Origin of the sequence: Comamonas squillarum (assembly GCF_025309455.1) — a bacterium.
In the GTDB taxonomy this organism is placed as follows: domain Bacteria; phylum Pseudomonadota; class Gammaproteobacteria; order Burkholderiales; family Burkholderiaceae_C; genus Comamonas; species Comamonas squillarum.
The window spans coordinates 1,973,201-1,991,808 of record NZ_CP104377.1; the positions used below are offsets into that span (position 1 = coordinate 1,973,201).

Genomic DNA, 18,608 nt, shown 5'->3' on the forward strand with positions numbered 1-18,608 from the left:
CCATAGCTCCCCCACCTATTTCTCAGCAGACCCTCAGGCCCACCACCAACCCCACAAGGCCAGCGGCGCCAGCGCAACCGCTGCACGCGCTGCCCAGCGCGGCGCAGCCGCAATCCAAAGCACGGCCACCAGCGCCCCGGCCGATAGCCAACCCAGCCAGGCCACCACCCCCACGGTGGCGCCCCAGCCGCCCACACTGGGCAGCGCGGCGGCCGCCAGCAGCAAGCTGCCCAGCAGTCGCAGCAGCTGGCCGCGCCGCCGTGGTATTTCTCGCTCGCCCGTCAGCTGCTCATGGTGGCGTTCCATCGCAAAGGCCAGGGCCGTCATGCCGGCAAAGGTCAGCGCCAGTGCATACGCCGATGCTTGCCAACTGCTCATGCGCCCACCTGTACGTTGTTGGCGGCGGAAGACGCCGCCTTGCCCGCGACCAGCGCCCGGCGCCGCCACAGCACCCGGCAGGCCCAGACGGCGGCCAGGCCAAAGGCCCAGGCGCCCAGTTCCACGCCGGCGCTTTCCCAGTCGCCGCGCAGCAGCTGGGCGGGCCAGTGGTCACCCACGGTCACGGCGTTGAGCACCGGCAGCAGCAGGCACAGCGCAGCGAGCAGCGCCATCTGTTCCAGCCAGGCCTTGGCCGGCGCGCGCAGCAGGCCATGCAGCAGCGCGGCCAACCACAGGCCAAAGAACACGCCCAGCTCCCACTGCGCGCGCTGCGGCAGCTCCAGCGGCAGCAAGCGGTTGGCCCAGAGGTAGCCGATACAGGCGACGCCCAGGCCGGCAACGGCCGCCACATTCAGCCCCTCGATCAGGCGGTAGACAGCAGCCGTTGCGCTGCCAAACTCGCCCATGTGCTTGCTGCGGCGCTTGACGACAAACAGGATGGCGCCGGTGGCCATCATCGCGGTGCCCGCCAGGCCGCAGACAAAGTACAGCCACTTCATCGGCCAGCCACCAAACTTGACCATGTGCAGCCCGCCCATCACCGATTGCGCGAGCGACGCGCCGCCGCCCTCGGCCTGGCCGGGCATGCGCAGCTGCAGCAGCTCGCCGCTGGCGGCCGAGAACATGGCCATGCCGGTGTTGGGGCTCAGGCGCTTGTCGGCGTTGGCATCGCTGTTCCAGCCATAGATGCCCACGCGCGCCGCCGCATCGCCGGGGTGGTTGACCACCACGGCGCGCACGGGCTGGCCGATCAGCGCCTGGCCACGTGCGGCAAAGCTCTCCAGATCGGGCACCGCCATGGCTTCGCCCGAGCGCGGCGGCTTGCCCGGCTCGCCCAGCTCGGCCGCAAAGGTCTGGACGGCGCCGGGCGCGGTACCGTACTGGCTCCAGATGCCAGCGGGCATAAAGGTCAGGGCCGATATTGCAATGCCGGTGTAGGCAATCATCAGCTGAAACGGCAGGGTCAATACCGCCACGGCATTGTGCGCATCGAGCCAGCTGCGCTGGCCCTTGCGGCCGCGGAAGGTGAAGAAGTCCTGAAAAATCCGCTTGTGCGTGACCACGCCACTGATGAGCGCCACCAGCATCGCCATGCCGGCCACACCCACCACCCACAGCCCGGCCTGGCCGGCATGCAGCTCGTAGTGGAAATGCACAAAATGCTCGCCGCCCATCGTGGCCCGCATCGCGCCATGGTGGTGCTCGTCCAAAGGCTCGCCCGTGCGGGTGTCCAGCTCGGCATCGGCGTATTGGCGCTGCTGGTCAAACCAGTACACCTTCAGCTCGCCGCCGCCCTTGGCATCAGTCGGCCAGATCTCCCACATCTCGGCGCCTTGGTGGTGCTTTTCCATAAAGGCCGCGCCCCAGGCCAGGCGCTGGCCCCGGCTGGAGGCCAGGCCGGCGGCCTCGGCAGCCGCCTGCTCGGCCTCATGCGCCGCTTCTTCGGCATGGTGCTCGGGCGTCATCCAGTGGCCAATCGCTTCCTGGAACACCGCCAGGGTGCCGGTCAGAAACACCGCATACAGCAGCCAGGAGAACCACAGCCCGCACCAGGTGTGCAGCCAGGCCTGCGCCTGGCGAAACCCGCCCCGCCCTGCGCCGCTGCCCGGCCGCCTGTCAATCACGGTCTTGCCCATGTCAGCGCCCCAACACCAAAGCGCCCGCTGCCAGCAGCAGCGCGGGCAGTGCAATCCCCAGCCAGACCTTGCCCGGCGAGACCGGCGAGAACGCCCACACTGCCGCCAGCGCATGCAGCGCAAAGCTCCACTGCATGCCAGCCAGCACGGCCTCGGCGCGGGCAGCGGGCAGCACAGCCGCTAAAAAGACGGCCAAGGCGCTCGCCAATGCATAGCCGCCAAAGAAGGCGGCCAGCAAGCGGCTCAGGACGGACAGGCCCGGGTGGGCGCTGGGTACGTTAGGAAGGGGGTACATGGATAAGGGCATCGTGGTGGTGGGATAAGAAACAGCTGCGCTTGGTGCGCCAGCGAAGCGCCAAAGCTTCTCCTCTTACTTGACACGCGAGATGCAAAAAAGGGCCAAATGGTTTGTAAGCGGCTGTCCAGCACTCCCCGGCTCGCCCACACCGTCCGGCAGGCCAGGTAGGTGCCCATCAGTCCCTGTCGCTCATGAGGGGCTGGTCACCAAGCTCGTCAACATGTCTACAGACTGGGGCATGCTCTGCCCGTCCTGGCCAGGCCACCCACAGCAGGTCGGCACAGGGCCAGCGCAAACCGCTCCATAACGCGCGGGTGAAGGAGGCAGACAATTCCATGGGGCTGGATCATAAGCCATGTAAAGAGAATCATTCTCAATATCCACAGCAGAAAAAAGTAATCTCCCTATGAAAACACCTTCCGATCTGGCAAATCCTTTAGCGCCCACTGGCATGGTTGGGTCGCGACAATATCAGCCAAATTTAGCCATATGTAAACTTCGATAAGCATGCGAGATATCAAGAAGATGGACCTGAACCTGCTCAAGGCGCTGGACGCACTGCTCGATGAGCGCAGCGTGACGCGCGCCGCCGGCAGGCTGGGGCTGACCCAGCCGGCGATGAGCGGCATGCTGCAGCGCCTGCGCGAGAGCTTTGCCGACCCCTTGTTTGCGCGCGTCCAGCGCGGTATGGTGCCCACGCAGCGCGCGCTGGATCTGGCCCTGCCAATCAAGCAGATGCTGTGCGAGATCGATGCGCTGCTGCAGCCGCCAGTATTTGACCCCAGCACCGCCCGGCTCACCTTCCGCATCGCCGCCACCGACTATGCGCTGCGCGCCATTGCCGTGCCCTTTTTGGCGGCCTTGAAGCGCCAGGCGCCCAGCATTCGCGTCTCGCTGATCCCGCTGGAGCCGCGCCTGGTGCAGGGCCAGCTCGAGCGCGGCGATATCGACCTGGCGTTTTTGACTGGTGACAACACCCCCCAGGACATGCATGCGCGCCAGCTGTTCCAGGAGCACTATGTCTGCGTGATGCGCGAAGGCCACCCCGCTGCGGGCCGCAAGCTCAGCGTCAAGCAGTTCTGCGCGCTGGACCATGCGCTGGTGTCGTACGAGGGCGGCGGCTTCCACGGCGTGGTGGACGAAGCGCTGGAGAAGCTGGGCCAGCGCCGCGATGTGACCTTGTCGCTCAAATGCTTTGTGGTGCTGCCCGATATCCTGCGCTCCAGCGACCTGGTCGCCGTGCTGCCCAGCCGCCTGGTCGCTGGCATGGAGGGGCTGTCGGTCTGCAAGCCGCCCGTGGAGGTGCCAGGTTTTAGCAAGCTGGCCGTCTGGCATGAGCGCAGCCACCACAACCCGGCGCAGCGCTGGCTGCGCGAGCTGCTGTTTTCCGCGACCCAGGTATAGCGGCCCCGGTTGGGGGCCGCATGCAGCAGCTCCTCTGGATCGCCGCATGAGCGCCTAGCACCAGGGTTGCGGCGCTTATGGCGCTGCCCAGGGCGGCGACTGGATGTAGTGGTCCCAGCATGCAGGCTGCTGCGCTGGAGCGCCTTGGCAGCTACCCCAGCCTACGGCATACCAGGCTTTACCGCCGTTGCGGTAGTCGCCGGATTTCTTGGCGTCGCTGCGCCAAATTTCTTTCTCCAGCGTGTCGTTCCAGTCCTTTGTCTTCAAGGGGCTTGTGCTGGGTGTGAGCTGGCCCATGGCGGTGTTGGTGACGCCGGGGAAAATTTCAATGCCAGGCGTGGCGCTGCGCATTTTGAAAGCCGCAGCAAGGGGCACGTCTGATATCAGCCAGGCATATGGCCGCCATAAAAAACCAGCATTTGATTTATGGCTGTAGCACCTCAATTGCAGGCGATGGACGGCCGGAGCAGCCCCTGTTTGGGCTGGCGCCCCCCCGCCTTGCAGATGTGAAAGCGATCTGCGGGCGGCAGCTTCGGCGGCCGTTCCATCCCTTATTTTTCCACCCCAAGCATTGCCATGTCAGCCCTGTTTACCCCCTTTACCCTCAAAGACGTCACCCTGCGCAACCGCATTGCCGTGCCACCGATGTGCCAGTACAGCGCCACCGATGGCTTCAGCAACGAATGGCACCAGGTGCACTACCCCTCGATCGCCCGGGGCGGGGCGGGCCTGGTGATTGTTGAAGCCACTGGCGTGTCGGCCGATGGCCGCATCAGCCCTGCGTGCCTGGGCCTGTGGGATGACGCCCATGTGCCCGGCCTGGCGCGCATTGCCGCCGGCATTGAGGCGGCAGGCGCCGTGCCCGGCATCCAGATCGCGCATGCCGGCCGCAAGGCCAGCGCCAACAGCCCTTGGGAAGGCGACGACCATATTCCCGAGAGCGACCCGCGCGCCTGGCAAACCATTGCGCCGTCGGCCATCGCCTTTGGTGGAGACCTGGGCCGCGTGCCCCGGGAGATGACCCTGGCCGATATCGAACGCGTCAAAGCCGACTTTGTAGCCGCCGCCCGCCGCGCGCTGGCCGCCGGCTTCAAGTGGCTGGAGCTGCATTTTGCCCATGGCTACCTGGCCCAGAGCTTTTTCTCGGCCCACGCCAACCAGCGCCAGGACGCCTATGGCGGCAGCTTTGACAACCGCGCCCGCTTTGCGCTGGAAACGCTGGCCGCCGTGCGCGAAGTCTGGCCCGAAAACCTGCCGCTGACCGCCCGCTTTGGTGTCATTGAATACGATGGCCGCGATGAAGAAACCCTGGCCGAATCGATCGAGCTGGTGCGCCGCATGCGCGAAGGCGGCCTGGATCTGCTCAATGTCAGCGTGAACTTTGTCATCCCCGGCGTGCAAATCCCCTGGAGCGAGCCCGCCTTCCTGGCCCCGATTGCCCAGCGCGTCAGCCGCGAAGCGGGCCTGCCTGTCGCATCGAGCTGGGGCATTGACGACCCCGAGCTGGCCGAGCGCGTCGTAGCCGAAGGCCAGATGGCGCTGGTGATGATGGGCCGCTCGATGCTGGCCAACCCGCACTACCCCTACACGCTGGCCCAGCAGCTCAAGGCAGCCCGCCCGGACTGGGTGCTGCCTGCGCCTTACGCCCACTGGCTGGAGCGCTACCGTGGTGCGGGCAAGCAGGCGGCGGTGGCGGCCTAAGCGGCCCTCACCCTCCAAGACCGGCCAAGCCTCTCCTGGCCGGTCCGCGCTACCGCTTTTTAGAACCGGTAGCGCGCCCTTCAGCTCGCCAGCAGGCACAGGCGAGGGAGGCACCGTGCAGCGGCTGGCTGATCCGGGGCATGGAGAACCGGCGCGGTGCAGCCCCAGCGCAGCAACATGCACACCAAAATTCGGCTTTCGTCATTCAAGCCAATCTTGCTTGCACTCATCGATCAGATCTATAAACATGGGCTGTACTGTGGCAAGAACACATCAGCACGGCCGGCTTCCACGCGCGTAAAAATCAGCAATGACCAGCCCGCTTGCGACGCTTAAACGGGGTCTGGATCGCCCCAATGCGGGTGTTCACTCACTGATGCGCCAGCACAGAGCAAGCACCGAAAACCGGATCAGCGCATGCAGTATGCCATGCTAAATCCTTGAAAAAGTTCAATTTCTGATCTATGACAAGCGCAGCGCATTCAACGACTTTGTCAGCCCTCTCCTACATACAGATTTTCGTGGACTCGGTTAACGTGGCAGCACCCCATTGCAAACAATTCCTAACAAGCTGTACACCGGGCGACTTTGGATATAGCCGGTAGAGCAGCCCTTCTTTTGACCTGAAAGGCTCTTATGGATTGGCTCAGAGGTATCTTGCACCAGGCGCCCGAGATCGCGCTGTTTGCATCGCTGGCACTTGGCTATGGCGTCGGCAAGCTGCGGTTTGGCTCGTTCCAGCTGGGGGGCGTGGCGGGCTCGCTGCTGGCGGCTGTGTTGATCAGCCAGGTGGGGGTACAGATCGACTCGGGCATCAAGGCGGTGCTGTTTGCGCTGTTCATCTATGCCGTGGGTTTTGAGAGTGGGCCCCAGTTCTTTCGCTCGCTGGGGCGGCAGTCGATCAAGGAGATCCTGATGGCGGCCGTGGTCGCCATCTCGGGCCTCGTCACCGTCGTGGTGCTGGCGCGGGTCTTCCACCTGGACAAGGGGCTGGCCGCAGGGCTGGCTGCCGGCGGCATGACGCAGTCGGCCATCATCGGCACGGCAGGCTCGGCCATCGAGAAGCTGGGCCTGGCCGCCGATGAGGTGCAGCGCATGCAGGCCAATGTGGCGATTGGCTATGCGGTGACCTATATCTTTGGCTCGTTCGGCGCCATCTTGCTGTGCGTGAATGTGCTGCAGTGGCTCACCGGCCGCAAGATCCATGACGACGCCATCCAGGCCGAGCAGGAAATGCTCAAGGGCGTGCATGTCTATGGCGCGGGCGAATCGCCTGCGGCACCCGATCTGGTGGGCCGCATTTTCAAGGTCAAGCAGTCAGGCCGCACGGTGACTGAGCTGGAGGCCAGCACCCCGCAAGGCTCAGTCACCATCGAGCGTATCCGCCGCAAGAATGCGCTGGTCGGCGTGGACCCGCAGCTGGTGCTGGAGGCGGGCGACATTGTGCTGCTGGTGGGCCGGCGCGCGGCGGTGGTGGCGCTGGGTGCCAGCATCGGCGACGAGCTGCAAAGCGCCGAAGACATGGACGTGGTCATGGTGCGCCGCGATGTCTCCATCACCAACAGCCAGTACCTCAACCGCAGCGTCAAGGACATTCTGGACAGCCTCACGCCCGAGTTCAAGCATGGCGTCTATGCGGTGGCGCTGACGCGCTCGGGCTCACCGCTGCCGATCACGCCCGCCACGCTGATCGTGCCCGGCGATGTGGTGACCCTGTTTGGTACGCCCCAGGATGTGCAGAACGCCGCGCAGTCGGTGGGCCCCATCCTCATTCCCAGCGACAAGACGGACTTTGTCTTCCACGGCCTGGGCATCACTGTCGGGCTGCTGATTGGGCTGCTGGTGCTGCGCATCGGCTCCATCCCCATCACCCTGGGCAGCGGCGGTGGCGCCTTGCTGGCGGGTCTGCTGTTTGGCTGGTGGCGCAGCCGCAAGCACACCCTGGGCAATATGCCCACTGCCGCCTCTGCCCTGCTGCGCGACCTGGGCCTGGCCGGCTTTGTGGCCATGGTCGGCCTGCAGTCGGGCCAGCAGGCGGTGAGCACGGTGATGGAGCAAGGCCTGAGCCTCTTTCTGATGGGCATGGTGGTGACCATTGTGCCGCTGCTGATTGCGATGCTGTTTGGCAAGTATGTGCTGCGCTATGAGAACGTGGCCATCTTTGCTGGGGCGCTGTCGGGCGCGCGCAGCGCCAACCCCGCCTTTGGCGAGGTGCTGGACAAGGCGGGCAACGCCATCCCCACGGTGCCGTTTGCGATCACCTATGCGCTGGCCAATGTGTTTCTGACATTGCTGGGCCCGCTGGTCATCGCGTTTGCATGAGGGGCGCTGCTGCGCTCTCTTTTTCAGGGATTTCCAGGCGGCGCTGCACCGCCTCCCCTCTTTCCGTTTATCCCGTTTATCCCGTTTATCCCGTTTATCCCGTTTATCCCGTTTATCCCGTTTATCCCGTTTATCAACGACTGCAAGGAGTTGCACCATGTCTCAGGACTACCAGCGTCTGGCCCATTTGAGCCCGTTCGAGCTCAAGGATGAATTGATCAAGGTGGCATCGGGCAAGGCCAATCGGCTAATGCTCAATGCCGGTCGCGGCAACCCGAACTTTCTGGCGACCACGCCGCGCCGCGCGTTCTTTCGCCTGGGGCTGTTTGCGGCGGCCGAGTCGGAGCTGTCGTACTCGTACATGACGGTAGGGGTTGGCGGCCTGGCCAAGATTGAAGGCATTGAGAGCCGCTTTGAGCGTTACACCGCCGAGCACCGCGACCAGGAAGGCGTGCGCTTTCTGGCCAAGGCGCTCAGCTATGTGCGCGACCAATTGGGCCTGGACCCGGCTGCCTTTCTGCATGAGATGGTGGACGGCATCCTGGGCTGCAACTACCCGGTGCCCCCGCGCATGCTGACCGTGAGCGAGAAGATTGTGCGCCAGTACATCGTGCGCGAGATGGCCGGCGGCGCCGTGCCGGTGGAGTCGGTCGACCTGTTTGCCGTCGAAGGCGGCACCGCTGCCATGGCCTATATCTTCGAGAGCCTGCGCATCAGCGGCCTGCTCAAGGCCGGTGACAAGGTTGCCATCGGCATGCCGGTGTTCACGCCCTATATCGAGATCCCCGAGCTGGCCCAGTACGCACTGGAAGAGGTGCCCATCCATGCCGACCCGGACAATGGCTGGCAGTACTCTGACGCCGAGCTGGACAAGCTGCGCGACCCGGCCGTCAAGATCTTCTTCTGCGTCAACCCCAGCAACCCGCCGTCGGTCAAGATGGACCAGCGCAGCCTGGAGCGCATCAAGGCCATCATTGCCGACCACCGGCCCGATCTGATGGTACTGACCGACGATGTCTACGGCACCTTTGCCGATGACTTCCAGTCGCTGTTCTCGGTATGCCCGCACAACACCTTGCTGGTCTACTCCTTCTCCAAGTATTTTGGCGCCACCGGCTGGCGCCTGGGCGTGATTGCCGCGCACAAGGAAAACGTCTTCGACAAGGCGCTGGCCCAGCTGCCCGAGAGCGCCAAGGTCGAGCTGGACCACCGCTACCGCTCGCTACTGCCCGATGTGCGCTCGCTCAAGTTCATCGACCGCCTGGTGGCCGACAGCCGCGTGGTGGCGCTGAACCATACGGCCGGCCTATCCACCCCGCAGCAGGTGCAGATGGTGCTGTTCTCGCTGTTTGCGCTGATCGATGAAGCCGATGCCTACAAGCAGGCGCTCAAGCAGCTGATCCGCCGCCGCGAGGCCACCTTGTACCGCGAGCTGGGCATGCCGCCGCTGCACAACCCCAACTCCGTCAACTACTACACCCTGATCGACCTGCAGAGCGTCACCTGCCGGCTCTATGGCCAGGCGTTTTCCGACTGGGCCGTGCAGCAGTCCTCGACCGGCGACATGCTATTCCGCATTGCCGACGAGACCGGCATTGTGCTGCTGCCGGGCCGGGGCTTTGGCTCGGACAGGCCATCGGGCCGGGCGTCGCTGGCCAACCTCAACGAGTACGAATACGCCGCCATTGGCCGCGCCTTGCGCCAGATGGTGGACGAGCTGTATGCGCTGTTCCAGGCGCAGTCAGCCGCCAAGCCCTGAGCCGCTCTGGCGCATCAACGCGGCAGCGCAGGCCCGCCCCCCCCTGCGCTGCTCGCCCCAGCTCCCATCAGCGGCTGCAGCAGGCCGTTAGAACAACTCCTGCTGCATCGAGGTGAGGCCGTTGAAGTCCTCCCCCAGCGGCTGCAAGATGGCATCGGCAATCGGCTGCAGCTGCTTGCTCAGGTAGTGCTCGTAGTCGATCGGCGACTGGCGCACTTCCAAGGGCTCGGGCCCGTTCTTGCCCATCACATAGCGAATCCAGCCACCGCTTTGGTACTGCAGCGGCCGGCCCTGGCGCCGGTTGTAGTCATCGGCCATGCGGGCCGCGCGCACCTGCGGCGGCAGGTTGGCCACATAGGCATCGAGCCGGTGGCGCAGGCGCTTGCGGTAGACCAGCAAATCATCCTTCTTGCCTGCCAGGGTCGCCTGCGCATAGTCGATGACAAAGTCACGGTAGGGCTCACCTTGAAAGACCCGTGAGAGCAGCCCTTCCTGGAACTGACGCGCCAGCGGTGTCCAGTCGCTGCGCGCCATCTCCAGGCCCCGGTAGACCATGGCCTCCTTGCCATCGGTATCCACACTCAGGCCCGCATAGCGCTTTTTGCTGCCCACGTCCGAGCCCCGGATCGTGGGCATGAAGAACTTCTTGTAGTGCGTATCGAACTCGATTTCGAGAAAGCTCTCGAGGTTTTGCTGCTCGCGCAATCCCTGCGTCCACCAGGCATTGATATCGCTGACCAGCGATGTGGCTACCGCATGGGCCTCCTGGTTGCTGTGAGCACGCCCCAGCCAGATAAAGATCGAATCGGTATCCCCGTAGATGACCTCGTAGCCGCGCTGCTGCACCAGCGCCTTGGTGCGTTTGACCATCTCATGGCCGCGCAGGGTGATCGACGAGATCAGCGCTGGGTTGAAGAAGCGGCATTCCGTCGCGCCCAGCACCCCGGCAAAGGAGTTCATCACCAGCTTGAGCGCCTGGGACAGCGGCTCGTTCTTCGTGCGCTTGGCCTCATCGCGCGCGCGCCAGAGCGTGGTGACGATCTCGGGCAGGCAGTGCTTGTCGCGCGAAAAGCGTGTGTCCATCGGCCCGTGGATCAGCGATGCGGTATCGCTGGCATGCAGGCCTTCGGCCAGGCCCACCGGGTCGACCAGGTAGGTGCGGATGATGGACGGATAGAGACTTTTGTAGTCCAGCACCACCACCGAGTCATAAAAGCCGGGCCGCGAATCGAGCACATAGCCACCGGGCGAAGACTTGCCCCGCACATCGCCCACATTGGGCGCCACATAACCTTGGCGGTGCATGCGCGGCAGGTAGTGGTGGCTGAACGCGGCAATCGAGCCGCCAAACTGGTCCAGCTGCAGGCCGGTGGCATGCGCCCGCTCCATCGCAAACTGCAGCAGCTGGGCCTTGTCAAAAATGCGCAGCACCAGCTCGCAGTCGCGGATGTTGTAGGCCGCCAGCGCGGGCTTGTCCTGCTGGTAGCGGCGCTCGATCTCGGCCATCTTGTCGTACTCGTCGCCAATGTCCTTGCCCTCGCCCAGCAAGGCCTGGGCCACGTTCTCCAGGCTGAATGACGGAAAGCTCCACACCGCCGCCCGCAAGGCCTCGATGCCATCGATCACCGCGCGGCCCGGCATCGGCGCAAACCAGTAGTCCTGCTTGCCCGGGTGCGCGCGCCAGGCAATGGGCCGGCCCTCGCGCCCCAGCAGCAGCGGGGTGGCGCAATCATCCGCCGTCTTTTGCAGCACCCGCAGGTCAAACTGGATCACATTCCAGCCGACGATGACGTCGGGGTCATGGCGCGCAAACCAGGCATTGAGCTCTTCGATCATCGCCTTGCGGCTGGCGCAATACACCAGCCTGAAATCGCTGGTGGGTTCAGCCTGCTCTGCCGGTGCAGCGAGCGCCGGTGCGTCGGGCGCCTGTGCGTCGGGCGCCGGGGCATCGGGTACCGGGGCATCGCCCAGCATGTACACCACGCGCTCACCCACGCCATCGAGCGCAATCGAGTACAGATCCTGGTGCTGGCTGGTTTCGATATCGAGCGACACGACTTTGAGCGCAGGCCGGTAGGCGGGCGCCGGCACCAGTCTGCAGTCCACCACGGTATTGCCTTGCAGCTGTCCGCCCTCGACCTGCACGCCAGCGGTGATAAAGCGCTCCATCAAATAGCGCTCATGGGGCCGCACATCGGCTTCCAAAAGCGATACATCGAGCTGCTTCAAGCCGCGCGCGAGCTTGCCCAACTGCCGGTAATGCGTGGCATAGACGCCCAGCACCGGCTCCTGCTGAAAATTTTTGAGGGCCAGCTCGCGCAGCTCCATACCGGGCATGGCCAGCAGCTGCGTCTGCACCACCACCCGGTGCCGCGCCTCGACAAACGCCACCGAGACCTGCCGCGTCAGCAGCACTTTGAGCGGCCCGGCATCGGTCGCCAGCCAGTACTCCATCTCGGTGCCCGCAGCCGCGTCCCGCCAATGGCGGGTCAGGATGAATCCTTGGAGGGGGGTGGTGGGCACGGTAGATCAGGCTAAGCAAAAAAGGGGCGAAAACCGCAGCCATCGCTGCGATGGCATCAAGCGCCGAAAGCCTCGGCGGGCTTGCGCACCGATGATATCGCCGGCGTGCCGCAGCGCCTGCACATGGGTGGCAGATGTTGGCTCCAGAGCCTGTTTGGACAAAAGAAAAAGGACTTAGCTCTTTCGAGCTAAGTCCTTGTCTTTTTGGTCGGAATGGCGGGATTCGAACTCGCGACCCCTTGCACCCCATGCAAGTGCGCTACCAGGCTGCGCTACATTCCGAAGACTTGAATTATATACCTAGTTTTCGGGGTCTCCGGAAAGAATGCGACGAATTTCTTGCAATTCGATCGCGGCCTGCTGCCAGCTCAGCGGTTCAGCGCTTTCAGCCATGCCGGCAGCCAGTACATCAGCACCTTCGTCCTGCAGTGCGAACATGCTGTCGTCTTCCAGCGCATCGAGCATGGCCTGGCCGCGCGGCAGCGACTGGAGCTGGTTGCGCGCGCCGCTGATCGTAAAGCCGCGCTCATAGAGCAGCTCACGGATGCGGCGGATCATCAGCACTTCATGGTGCTGGTAGTAGCGGCGGTTGCCCCGGCGCTTGACCGGGCGCAGCTGCGTGAACTCCTGCTCCCAGTAGCGCAGCACATGCGGCTTGACGTCGCACAGCACCGATACCTCACCGATGGTGAAATAGCGCTTGGCAGGGATGGGGGGCAGCTGTTTTTCCATGGACAAATTGTAAACAGCCGCGAAAGCGGCCGTGTTGCATATAGGCGAAAGCGGGCGACGGTTTGACCTTCAGTGCAACGCACTGCTGGCGGCCGCGCCCCCAGGGCCTGCGTTACTCCATGTCGGCGGGGGCCTGCACCGAATCCTTGAGCTTGCCGCTGGCATGGAAGGTGACCACGCGGCGCGCCTCGATCGGCACCTCTTCGCCGGTGCGCGGATTGCGGCCGGGGCGGGCCTTCTTCATGCGCACCTGGAAATTGCCAAAGCTCGACAGCTTCACATCCTCGCCCTTGATCAAGCTCTCCGAGATCAGGTCGAAAAAGGCATCGACCATGTCCTTGGCTTCGCGCTTGTTCAGGCCGATGTTGTCAAACAGCATATCGGCCAGCTGCGCCTTGGTCAGCGCAGGTTGTTCCAGGCTCTCAACGGTGAATTCCATATAGCAATCCTCGCGTGTGGGATCAGCGCAGACGCGCACCCAGGCTTTGTGTGAGTTGTTCGACCACGGCCTGCACGGCCGCTTCGATCTCGGTGTCTTCCAGCGCGCGCTCGTCATGGCCCAGGCTCAGACGCACGGCCAGGCTCTTCTCGTCCTGGGCCAGGCTGCCGGCAGCGGCCTCTTCGCCCGCCTTGAGCTTCTTGGGCCGGAACACATCGAACAGCACGGCACTGCGCAGGATAGCACCTGCGCTGGCAGCCGTGATGGCCTGCATGATCTGGGCGTGGGTGACAGTTTCCTTGACCACGACAGCGATGTCGCGCTCGACCATCTGGTGCTTGGCCACCGGTGCGAACACCGGCACCTGGCGTGCCAGCACGGCATCGAGGGCCAACTCGAACATCACTGGCGCCTGGGCCAAATCCCATTCCTGGCGCCACTGGGGGTGCAGCTCGCCAACAAAGCCGATGGCCTTGCCGTCCAGCAGCACGCGGGCGCAGCGGCCAGGGTGCAGCGCGGGGTGCTCAGCCGCTTCAAACACCGGCTTGAGCGGCGCCAGCAGTGCCTCGACATCGCCCTTGACGTCGTAGAAATCGACCTTGGTCTCGCTGCGGCCCCATTGCAGCTGGTCGGCTGCGCCATAGGCCAGGCCCGCCACGCGCATGGGCTGGTGGAAGCCCTTGACGGTGGTGTCGGACTCGGCGACCGAGTCGTCCTTGAAGAACACGCGGCCCAGCTCGAACACGCGCACGCGCTGAGCTTTGCGGTCCACATTGAACTTGAGCACCTGCAGCAGCGAGCCCAGCAACGACGAGCGCATCACGCTCAGGTGGCTGGCGATGGGGTTGAGCAGCTTGATGGCCTGGCTGTTGCCCGCCAGCTCTTGCTCCCACTTTTCTTCGACAAAGCTGAAGTTGATCGTCTCCTGGTAGCCCAGGCCGGCCAGCGCATGGCGCACGGCATAGGGGCTGCGGGAGTTCTCGGCACGCAGCTTGGGCGAGATCGGCGCCAGCGGCTTGCTGGTGGGCAGGTTCTCGTAGCCAATCATCCGCGCGATTTCTTCAACCAGGTCTTCTTCCAGGTTGATGTCGAAGCGGAAGGTAGGCGCGGTCACGCTGATCACGCCTTCTTGCGCCACGGTGGCTGGCAGGCCCAGGCCGTTCAGCGCATCGAGGCACTGCTGCTGGGTCACCGGCATGCCGATGACCTTGGCTGCACGCGCCACGCGCAGCTGCACCGTCTTGGGCGCAGGCATGTTGGGCTGCTGGTCGTCCATGGCAGCCACCTGGGTCTCGGGCGTGCCGCAGATCTCGAGCACCAGCTGGGTGATGCGCTCGATGTGCTCGGTGGTGAACTGCGGGTCCACACCACGCTCGAAGCGGTGGCCCGCGTCGGTCGAGAAGTTGAAGTGGCGCGAGCGGCCGGCAACGGCCTTGGGGAACCAGAAAGCCGCTTCGATGTAGATGTTCTTGGTGTCGTCGGACACGGCAGTGGCATCGCCACCCATGATGCCGGCGAGCGACTCCAGGCCGTGCGCGTCCGCAATCACGCCGACCTTGGGGAAGTCGTCGATCTCGATGGTGTTGCCGTTGAGCAGCTTGAGCGTCTCGCCCTGCTTGCCCCAGCGCACGCTCAGGCCACCGCTGATCTTGTCCAGATCGAAGATGTGGCTGGGGCGGCCCAGCTCGAACATCACGTAGTTGGAGATATCGACCAGGGGGCTGACGGCGCGCTGGCCGCAACGGGCCAGGCGGTCGACCATCCACTGCGGGGTCTTGACCTGGGTGTTGACGTTGCGCACGATGCGGCCGGAGAAACGGCCGCACAGGTCGGTCGCTTCGATCTTGACGGGCAGCTTGTCTTGCGAAGCCACAGCCGCCGCCGGGAAGGACAGCGCCTTGAGCGGCGTGCCGGTCAGCGCCGACAGCTCACGCGCCACACCATAGACCGACAGGCAGTGTGCCAGGTTGGGCGTGAGCTTGAGGGTGAACAAGGTGTCATCAAGGTTCAGGTATTCGCGCACGTTCTGGCCCAGTGGCGCATCGGCGGGCAGCTCCAGCAGACCGCCGTGGTCGTCGGTAATGCCCAGCTCCTTGGCCGAGCACAGCATGCCAAAGCTTTGCACGCCGCGCAGTTTGCCGATCTTGATCTTGAAGGGCTTGCCGTCCGCGCCGGGGGGCAGCTCGGCGCCCACGGTCGCGCAAGGGATGCGGATGCCCACGCGCGCATTGGGCGCGCCGCAGACGATATTGAGCAACTCGGGGCCACCGACATCGACCTGGCAGACGCGCAGACGGTCGGCATCGGGGTGTTGCACCGCTTCCTTGATCTCGCCGACAACGATGCCGGTGAACGGTGGCGCTACGGGGTCGAGTTCTTCGACCTCGAGGCCTGCCATGGTCAAGGTATCAGCCAGCTCTTGGGTGGTCAGCGACGGGTTGCAGTATTGGCGCAACCAGGATTCAGGAAATTGCATAGTCGGACTCTTTGGCGTTCAGGCCTGCTGCGCCGTCTTGGGCAGCGGCAGGCCGGGCGTTCTTGCTTTTCAATGGGGAGCGGCTGGCAGCGCATGCTGCCCGGGGGCTGGGGATCACATTGCAGATCTGCAACACCGCCCGCTCCGTGCTCATGACTGGAACTGCGACAGGAAACGGATGTCGCCGTCAAAGAACAGGCGCAGGTCATTGACGCCATAACGCAGCATGGTCAGGCGGTCAGGGCCCATGCCAAAGGCAAAGCCAATGTATTTCTCGGGATCGAGCCCCATGTTGCGCACCACATTGGGGTGTACCTGGCCGGCGCCCGAGACTTCCAGCCAGCGGCCGGCCAGCGGCCCGCTTTGGAACTGGATGTCGATCTCGGCCGAGGGCTCGGTGAACGGGAAGAAGCTGGGGCGAAAGCGCAGCACCAGGTCATCCTGCTCGAAGAAGGTCTTGCAGAAGTCGGTGAACACGACCTTGAGGTCCTTGAAGCTCACGTTCTCGCCGATCCACAGGCCTTCGCACTGGTGGAACATCGGCGAGTGGGTGGCGTCCGAGTCCACGCGGTAGGTGCGGCCCGGCGCGATCACGCGGATCTCGGGCATGGTCTGGCCCGCGTCGATCAGGTTGCGGTAGCGCTTGACGTGCTGGACCGCATGGCGCACCTGCATCGGGCTGGTGTGCGTGCGCAGCAGATTGGGCGCGTGCTGGGTGCCACCTTCGACATAGAAGGTGTCGTGCATCGAGCGCGCGGGATGGTCTTCGGGCGTATTGAGCGCGGTGAAGTTGAACCAGTCGGATTCGATCTCGGGGCCTTCGGCCACATCGAAGCCCATGGAGCCGAAGATGCCTTCGATGCGCTCCATCGTGATGGATACGGGGTGCAGACCACCGCTGCCGCGGCGGCGGCCGGGCAGGCTCACGTCCAGCACTTCGGCCTTGAGGTGGGCTTGCAGCTCGGCATCGGCCAGCGCCTTGCGGCGTGCCGTCAAGGCCGCCTCAATCGCCTGCTTGGCCACGTTGATGGCGGCACCGCGCGATTTTTTCTCTTCGACGGAAAGCTGCGCCATGCCCTTCATGAGCTCGGTCATCTTGCCCGACTTGCCCAAAAACTGCGCCTTGGCGTTTTCCAGATCAGCGGGGGTATGGGCCTGCGCAAACAGTTGCTGCGCGCTTTCGACCAGAGAATCCAACTCGTTCATATCGACTCTTATCGACTGTAATGCCGGGCCACCAAAAAGCAGCCTGGCGATAAAAAAACAAGGGCTAGCGCCTTTTCAAGCCCTAGCCCTTGCTGTGTGTGCACCAGCAGCTACTAAATCAACAGTAACTACCGATCGTGACCTTAGGCAGCCAGCTTGGCTTTGACTTGGTCGACGATAGCTGCAAAAGCAGCCTTGTCGTGCACGGCGATATCGGCCAGCATCTTGCGGTCGATTTCAATGGCAGCCTTCTTCAGACCGTTGGCGAACTGGCTGTAGGTCAGGCCCAGTTCACGGGAAGCGGCATTGATACGGGCGATCCACAATTGGCGGAACACGCGCTTCTTGGTACGACGGTCACGGTAGGCGTACTGGCCTGCCTTCATTACCGCTTGCTTGGCAACGCGGAAGACGTTACCACGGCGACCGCGGAAACCCTTAGCAAGGGCCAGAACTTTTTTGTGACGGGCGCGTGCCGTTACACCACGTTTGACGCGAGGCATGTGTTTTCTCCTAGTTCGTCAGTGAATTACAGGCCCATGCCGGGCAACATTTGTGCCATGTGACCCATGTTGGTCTCATGCACAGCGGTTGCACCACGCAGATGGCGCTTGTTCTTGGTGGTCTTCTTGGTCAAGATGTGACGCTTGAAGGCTTGACCGCGCTTGACGGTGCCACCTGGACGAACGCGAAAACGCTTCTTCGCGCTGCTTTTGGTCTTCATTTTGGGCATGTGAATGCTCCTTATGTTTGTGCTCGCGAGGCGTTCCATCGCCATGATGAAACTTGATTTGGCCCCGAGCCACTTCTGTGACAGACCTAGATTAGATCTACTCTATCAATGCGCAAGGTGTTGGCTGCGCCTATCCTAAGCACCAGAGCCGAAACCCCAGACTCAGGCAAGCACTGCCGCTACCCTGCTAAAAACCGAAAGCGGCCTAAGCCGCTTGTCGGTAATCCAGTATTCTAACCGCTTCTTTAAGCTGTGGCTACTGGCGAGGAATTTCCCTCGACCGGCTTGCCAGCTGCAGCGCCACCGGGCTTCTTGCGCGCCGGAGCGATCATCATGATCATCTGGCGGCCTTCGAGCTTGGGGAACTGCTCGACCTGGATCAGGTCGGCGAGCTCGTCGCGGATGCGGTTGAGCAGGTCCATGCCCAGGTTCTGGTGGGTGATTTCACGACCACGGAAGCGCAGGGTCACCTTGACCTTGTCGCCTTCGGCCAGGAAGCGGCGGATATTGCGCATCTTGACGTTGTAGTCGCCATCATCAGTACCGGGGCGGAACTTGATTTCCTTGATTTCGATGACGGTTTGCTTGGCCTTGGCCTCGGCCGCCTTCTTTTGCTCCAGATACTTGAACTTGCCGTAGTCCATCAGGCGGCAAACCGGAGGCGTGGCCGTGGCGACAATCTCCACCAGGTCGACGTCCAGCTCTCCGGCCATACGCAGCGCTTCCATCAGCGGCACGATGCCCAGCGGTTCATTATCAGGACCGGACAGACGCACTTCTGGTGCCTGAATCTCACGATTCAGACGGTGTTTGCGTTCTTCGCGGTGGCGGCGATCACGGAATTCAGTAGCTATGGCTTTCACCCTAAAAATTTAAAAACTACGACAGCGTAGCTGCTCAAAACGCAGTCCACGCTGTCCAAAGCTTTGACGAACCAGAA

The 18,608-nt window shown here is 63.6% G+C and carries 16 protein-coding genes and 1 tRNA gene; 5 read left to right on the forward strand and 12 right to left on the reverse strand.

Going from position 1 to position 18,608, the window contains the following annotated elements; all coding sequences use genetic code 11:
- Window positions 1-33 precede the first annotated feature (33 nt).
- Genes N4T19_RS09215 through N4T19_RS09225 form a run of 3 tightly spaced genes read right to left on the reverse strand, consistent with a single transcriptional unit; the run spans window position 34 to window position 2,370 of the window.
- Complete coding sequence (locus N4T19_RS09215; protein ID WP_260719985.1) at window positions 34-378, reverse strand: DUF3325 domain-containing protein; 345 nt, start codon at window positions 376-378, stop codon at window positions 34-36.
- A complete protein-coding gene (locus N4T19_RS09220; RefSeq protein WP_260719987.1) occupies window positions 375-2,075 on the reverse strand; it encodes a PepSY-associated TM helix domain-containing protein in 1,701 nt (566 codons plus the stop codon). Before N4T19_RS09220 ends, N4T19_RS09215 begins: the two co-directional genes overlap by 4 nt.
- Before the next feature lies 1 nt (window position 2,076).
- Window positions 2,077-2,370 (reverse strand): DUF3649 domain-containing protein, encoded by a 294-nt coding sequence (locus N4T19_RS09225; RefSeq protein ID WP_260719988.1) that lies wholly within the window; start codon window positions 2,368-2,370, stop codon window positions 2,077-2,079.
- Between the two features lie 510 nt (window positions 2,371-2,880).
- Here N4T19_RS09225 and N4T19_RS09230 point away from each other — a divergent pair.
- The 5 genes from N4T19_RS09230 (at window position 2,881) to N4T19_RS09250 (ending at window position 9,559) form a co-directional block, all read left to right on the forward strand.
- Window positions 2,881-3,777, forward strand: a complete 897-nt coding sequence (locus tag N4T19_RS09230; protein WP_116925865.1) for a LysR family transcriptional regulator — start codon at window positions 2,881-2,883, stop codon at window positions 3,775-3,777.
- Window positions 3,778-3,985: 208 nt separating this feature from the next.
- Window positions 3,986-4,213: a hypothetical protein gene (locus N4T19_RS09235; protein ID WP_260719990.1), complete on the forward strand. Its 228-nt coding sequence runs from the start codon at window positions 3,986-3,988 to the stop codon at window positions 4,211-4,213.
- Window positions 4,214-4,353: 140 nt separating this feature from the next.
- Window positions 4,354-5,478 (forward strand): NADH:flavin oxidoreductase/NADH oxidase, encoded by a 1,125-nt coding sequence (locus tag N4T19_RS09240; protein WP_116925863.1) that lies wholly within the window; start codon window positions 4,354-4,356, stop codon window positions 5,476-5,478.
- 636 nt (window positions 5,479-6,114) lie between these two features.
- Window positions 6,115-7,800: an aspartate-alanine antiporter gene (aspT, locus tag N4T19_RS09245; protein WP_260719991.1), complete on the forward strand. Its 1,686-nt coding sequence runs from the start codon at window positions 6,115-6,117 to the stop codon at window positions 7,798-7,800.
- A 157-nt stretch (window positions 7,801-7,957) separates the two neighbouring features.
- On the forward strand, window positions 7,958-9,559 hold the full coding sequence (locus N4T19_RS09250) for a bifunctional aspartate transaminase/aspartate 4-decarboxylase (RefSeq protein ID WP_116925861.1): 1,602 nt from the start codon (window positions 7,958-7,960) through the stop codon (window positions 9,557-9,559).
- An 87-nt stretch (window positions 9,560-9,646) separates the two neighbouring features.
- Here the strand turns inward: N4T19_RS09250 and N4T19_RS09255 are convergent, their stop codons facing one another.
- The 9 genes from N4T19_RS09255 to infC all read right to left on the reverse strand — a co-directional run bounded on the left by N4T19_RS09255 (window position 9,647) and on the right by infC (window position 18,531).
- On the reverse strand, window positions 9,647-12,082 hold the full coding sequence (locus tag N4T19_RS09255) for a DNA polymerase II (protein WP_260719992.1): 2,436 nt from the start codon (window positions 12,080-12,082) through the stop codon (window positions 9,647-9,649).
- Window positions 12,083-12,287: 205 nt separating this feature from the next.
- A tRNA-Pro gene (locus tag N4T19_RS09260) sits at window positions 12,288-12,364 on the reverse strand.
- Between the two features lie 18 nt (window positions 12,365-12,382).
- Window positions 12,383-12,814 (reverse strand): MerR family transcriptional regulator, encoded by a 432-nt coding sequence (locus tag N4T19_RS09265; protein ID WP_116925859.1) that lies wholly within the window; start codon window positions 12,812-12,814, stop codon window positions 12,383-12,385.
- Between the two features lie 112 nt (window positions 12,815-12,926).
- The gene (locus N4T19_RS09270) at window positions 12,927-13,253 is read right to left on the reverse strand and encodes an integration host factor subunit alpha (RefSeq protein WP_021025154.1); all 327 of its coding nucleotides are present in this window, start codon (window positions 13,251-13,253) and stop codon (window positions 12,927-12,929) included.
- A gap of 22 nt (window positions 13,254-13,275) precedes the next feature.
- Complete coding sequence (gene pheT, locus N4T19_RS09275) at window positions 13,276-15,729, reverse strand: phenylalanine--tRNA ligase subunit beta (protein WP_260719994.1); 2,454 nt, start codon at window positions 15,727-15,729, stop codon at window positions 13,276-13,278.
- Window positions 15,730-15,879: 150 nt separating this feature from the next.
- On the reverse strand, window positions 15,880-16,935 hold the full coding sequence (gene pheS / locus N4T19_RS09280; RefSeq protein ID WP_021025156.1) for a phenylalanine--tRNA ligase subunit alpha: 1,056 nt from the start codon (window positions 16,933-16,935) through the stop codon (window positions 15,880-15,882).
- Window positions 16,936-17,078: 143 nt separating this feature from the next.
- On the reverse strand, window positions 17,079-17,438 hold the full coding sequence (gene rplT / locus N4T19_RS09285) for a 50S ribosomal protein L20 (protein WP_021025157.1): 360 nt from the start codon (window positions 17,436-17,438) through the stop codon (window positions 17,079-17,081).
- Window positions 17,439-17,464: 26 nt separating this feature from the next.
- Window positions 17,465-17,668 carry a 50S ribosomal protein L35 gene (gene rpmI / locus N4T19_RS09290; protein WP_021025158.1) on the reverse strand — a complete coding sequence of 68 codons (204 nt, stop codon included), beginning with the start codon at window positions 17,666-17,668 and terminating at the stop codon, window positions 17,465-17,467.
- A 245-nt stretch (window positions 17,669-17,913) separates the two neighbouring features.
- Complete coding sequence (gene infC, locus N4T19_RS09295) at window positions 17,914-18,531, reverse strand: translation initiation factor IF-3 (protein WP_021025159.1); 618 nt, start codon at window positions 18,529-18,531, stop codon at window positions 17,914-17,916.
- Window positions 18,532-18,608: the final 77 nt, after the last annotated feature.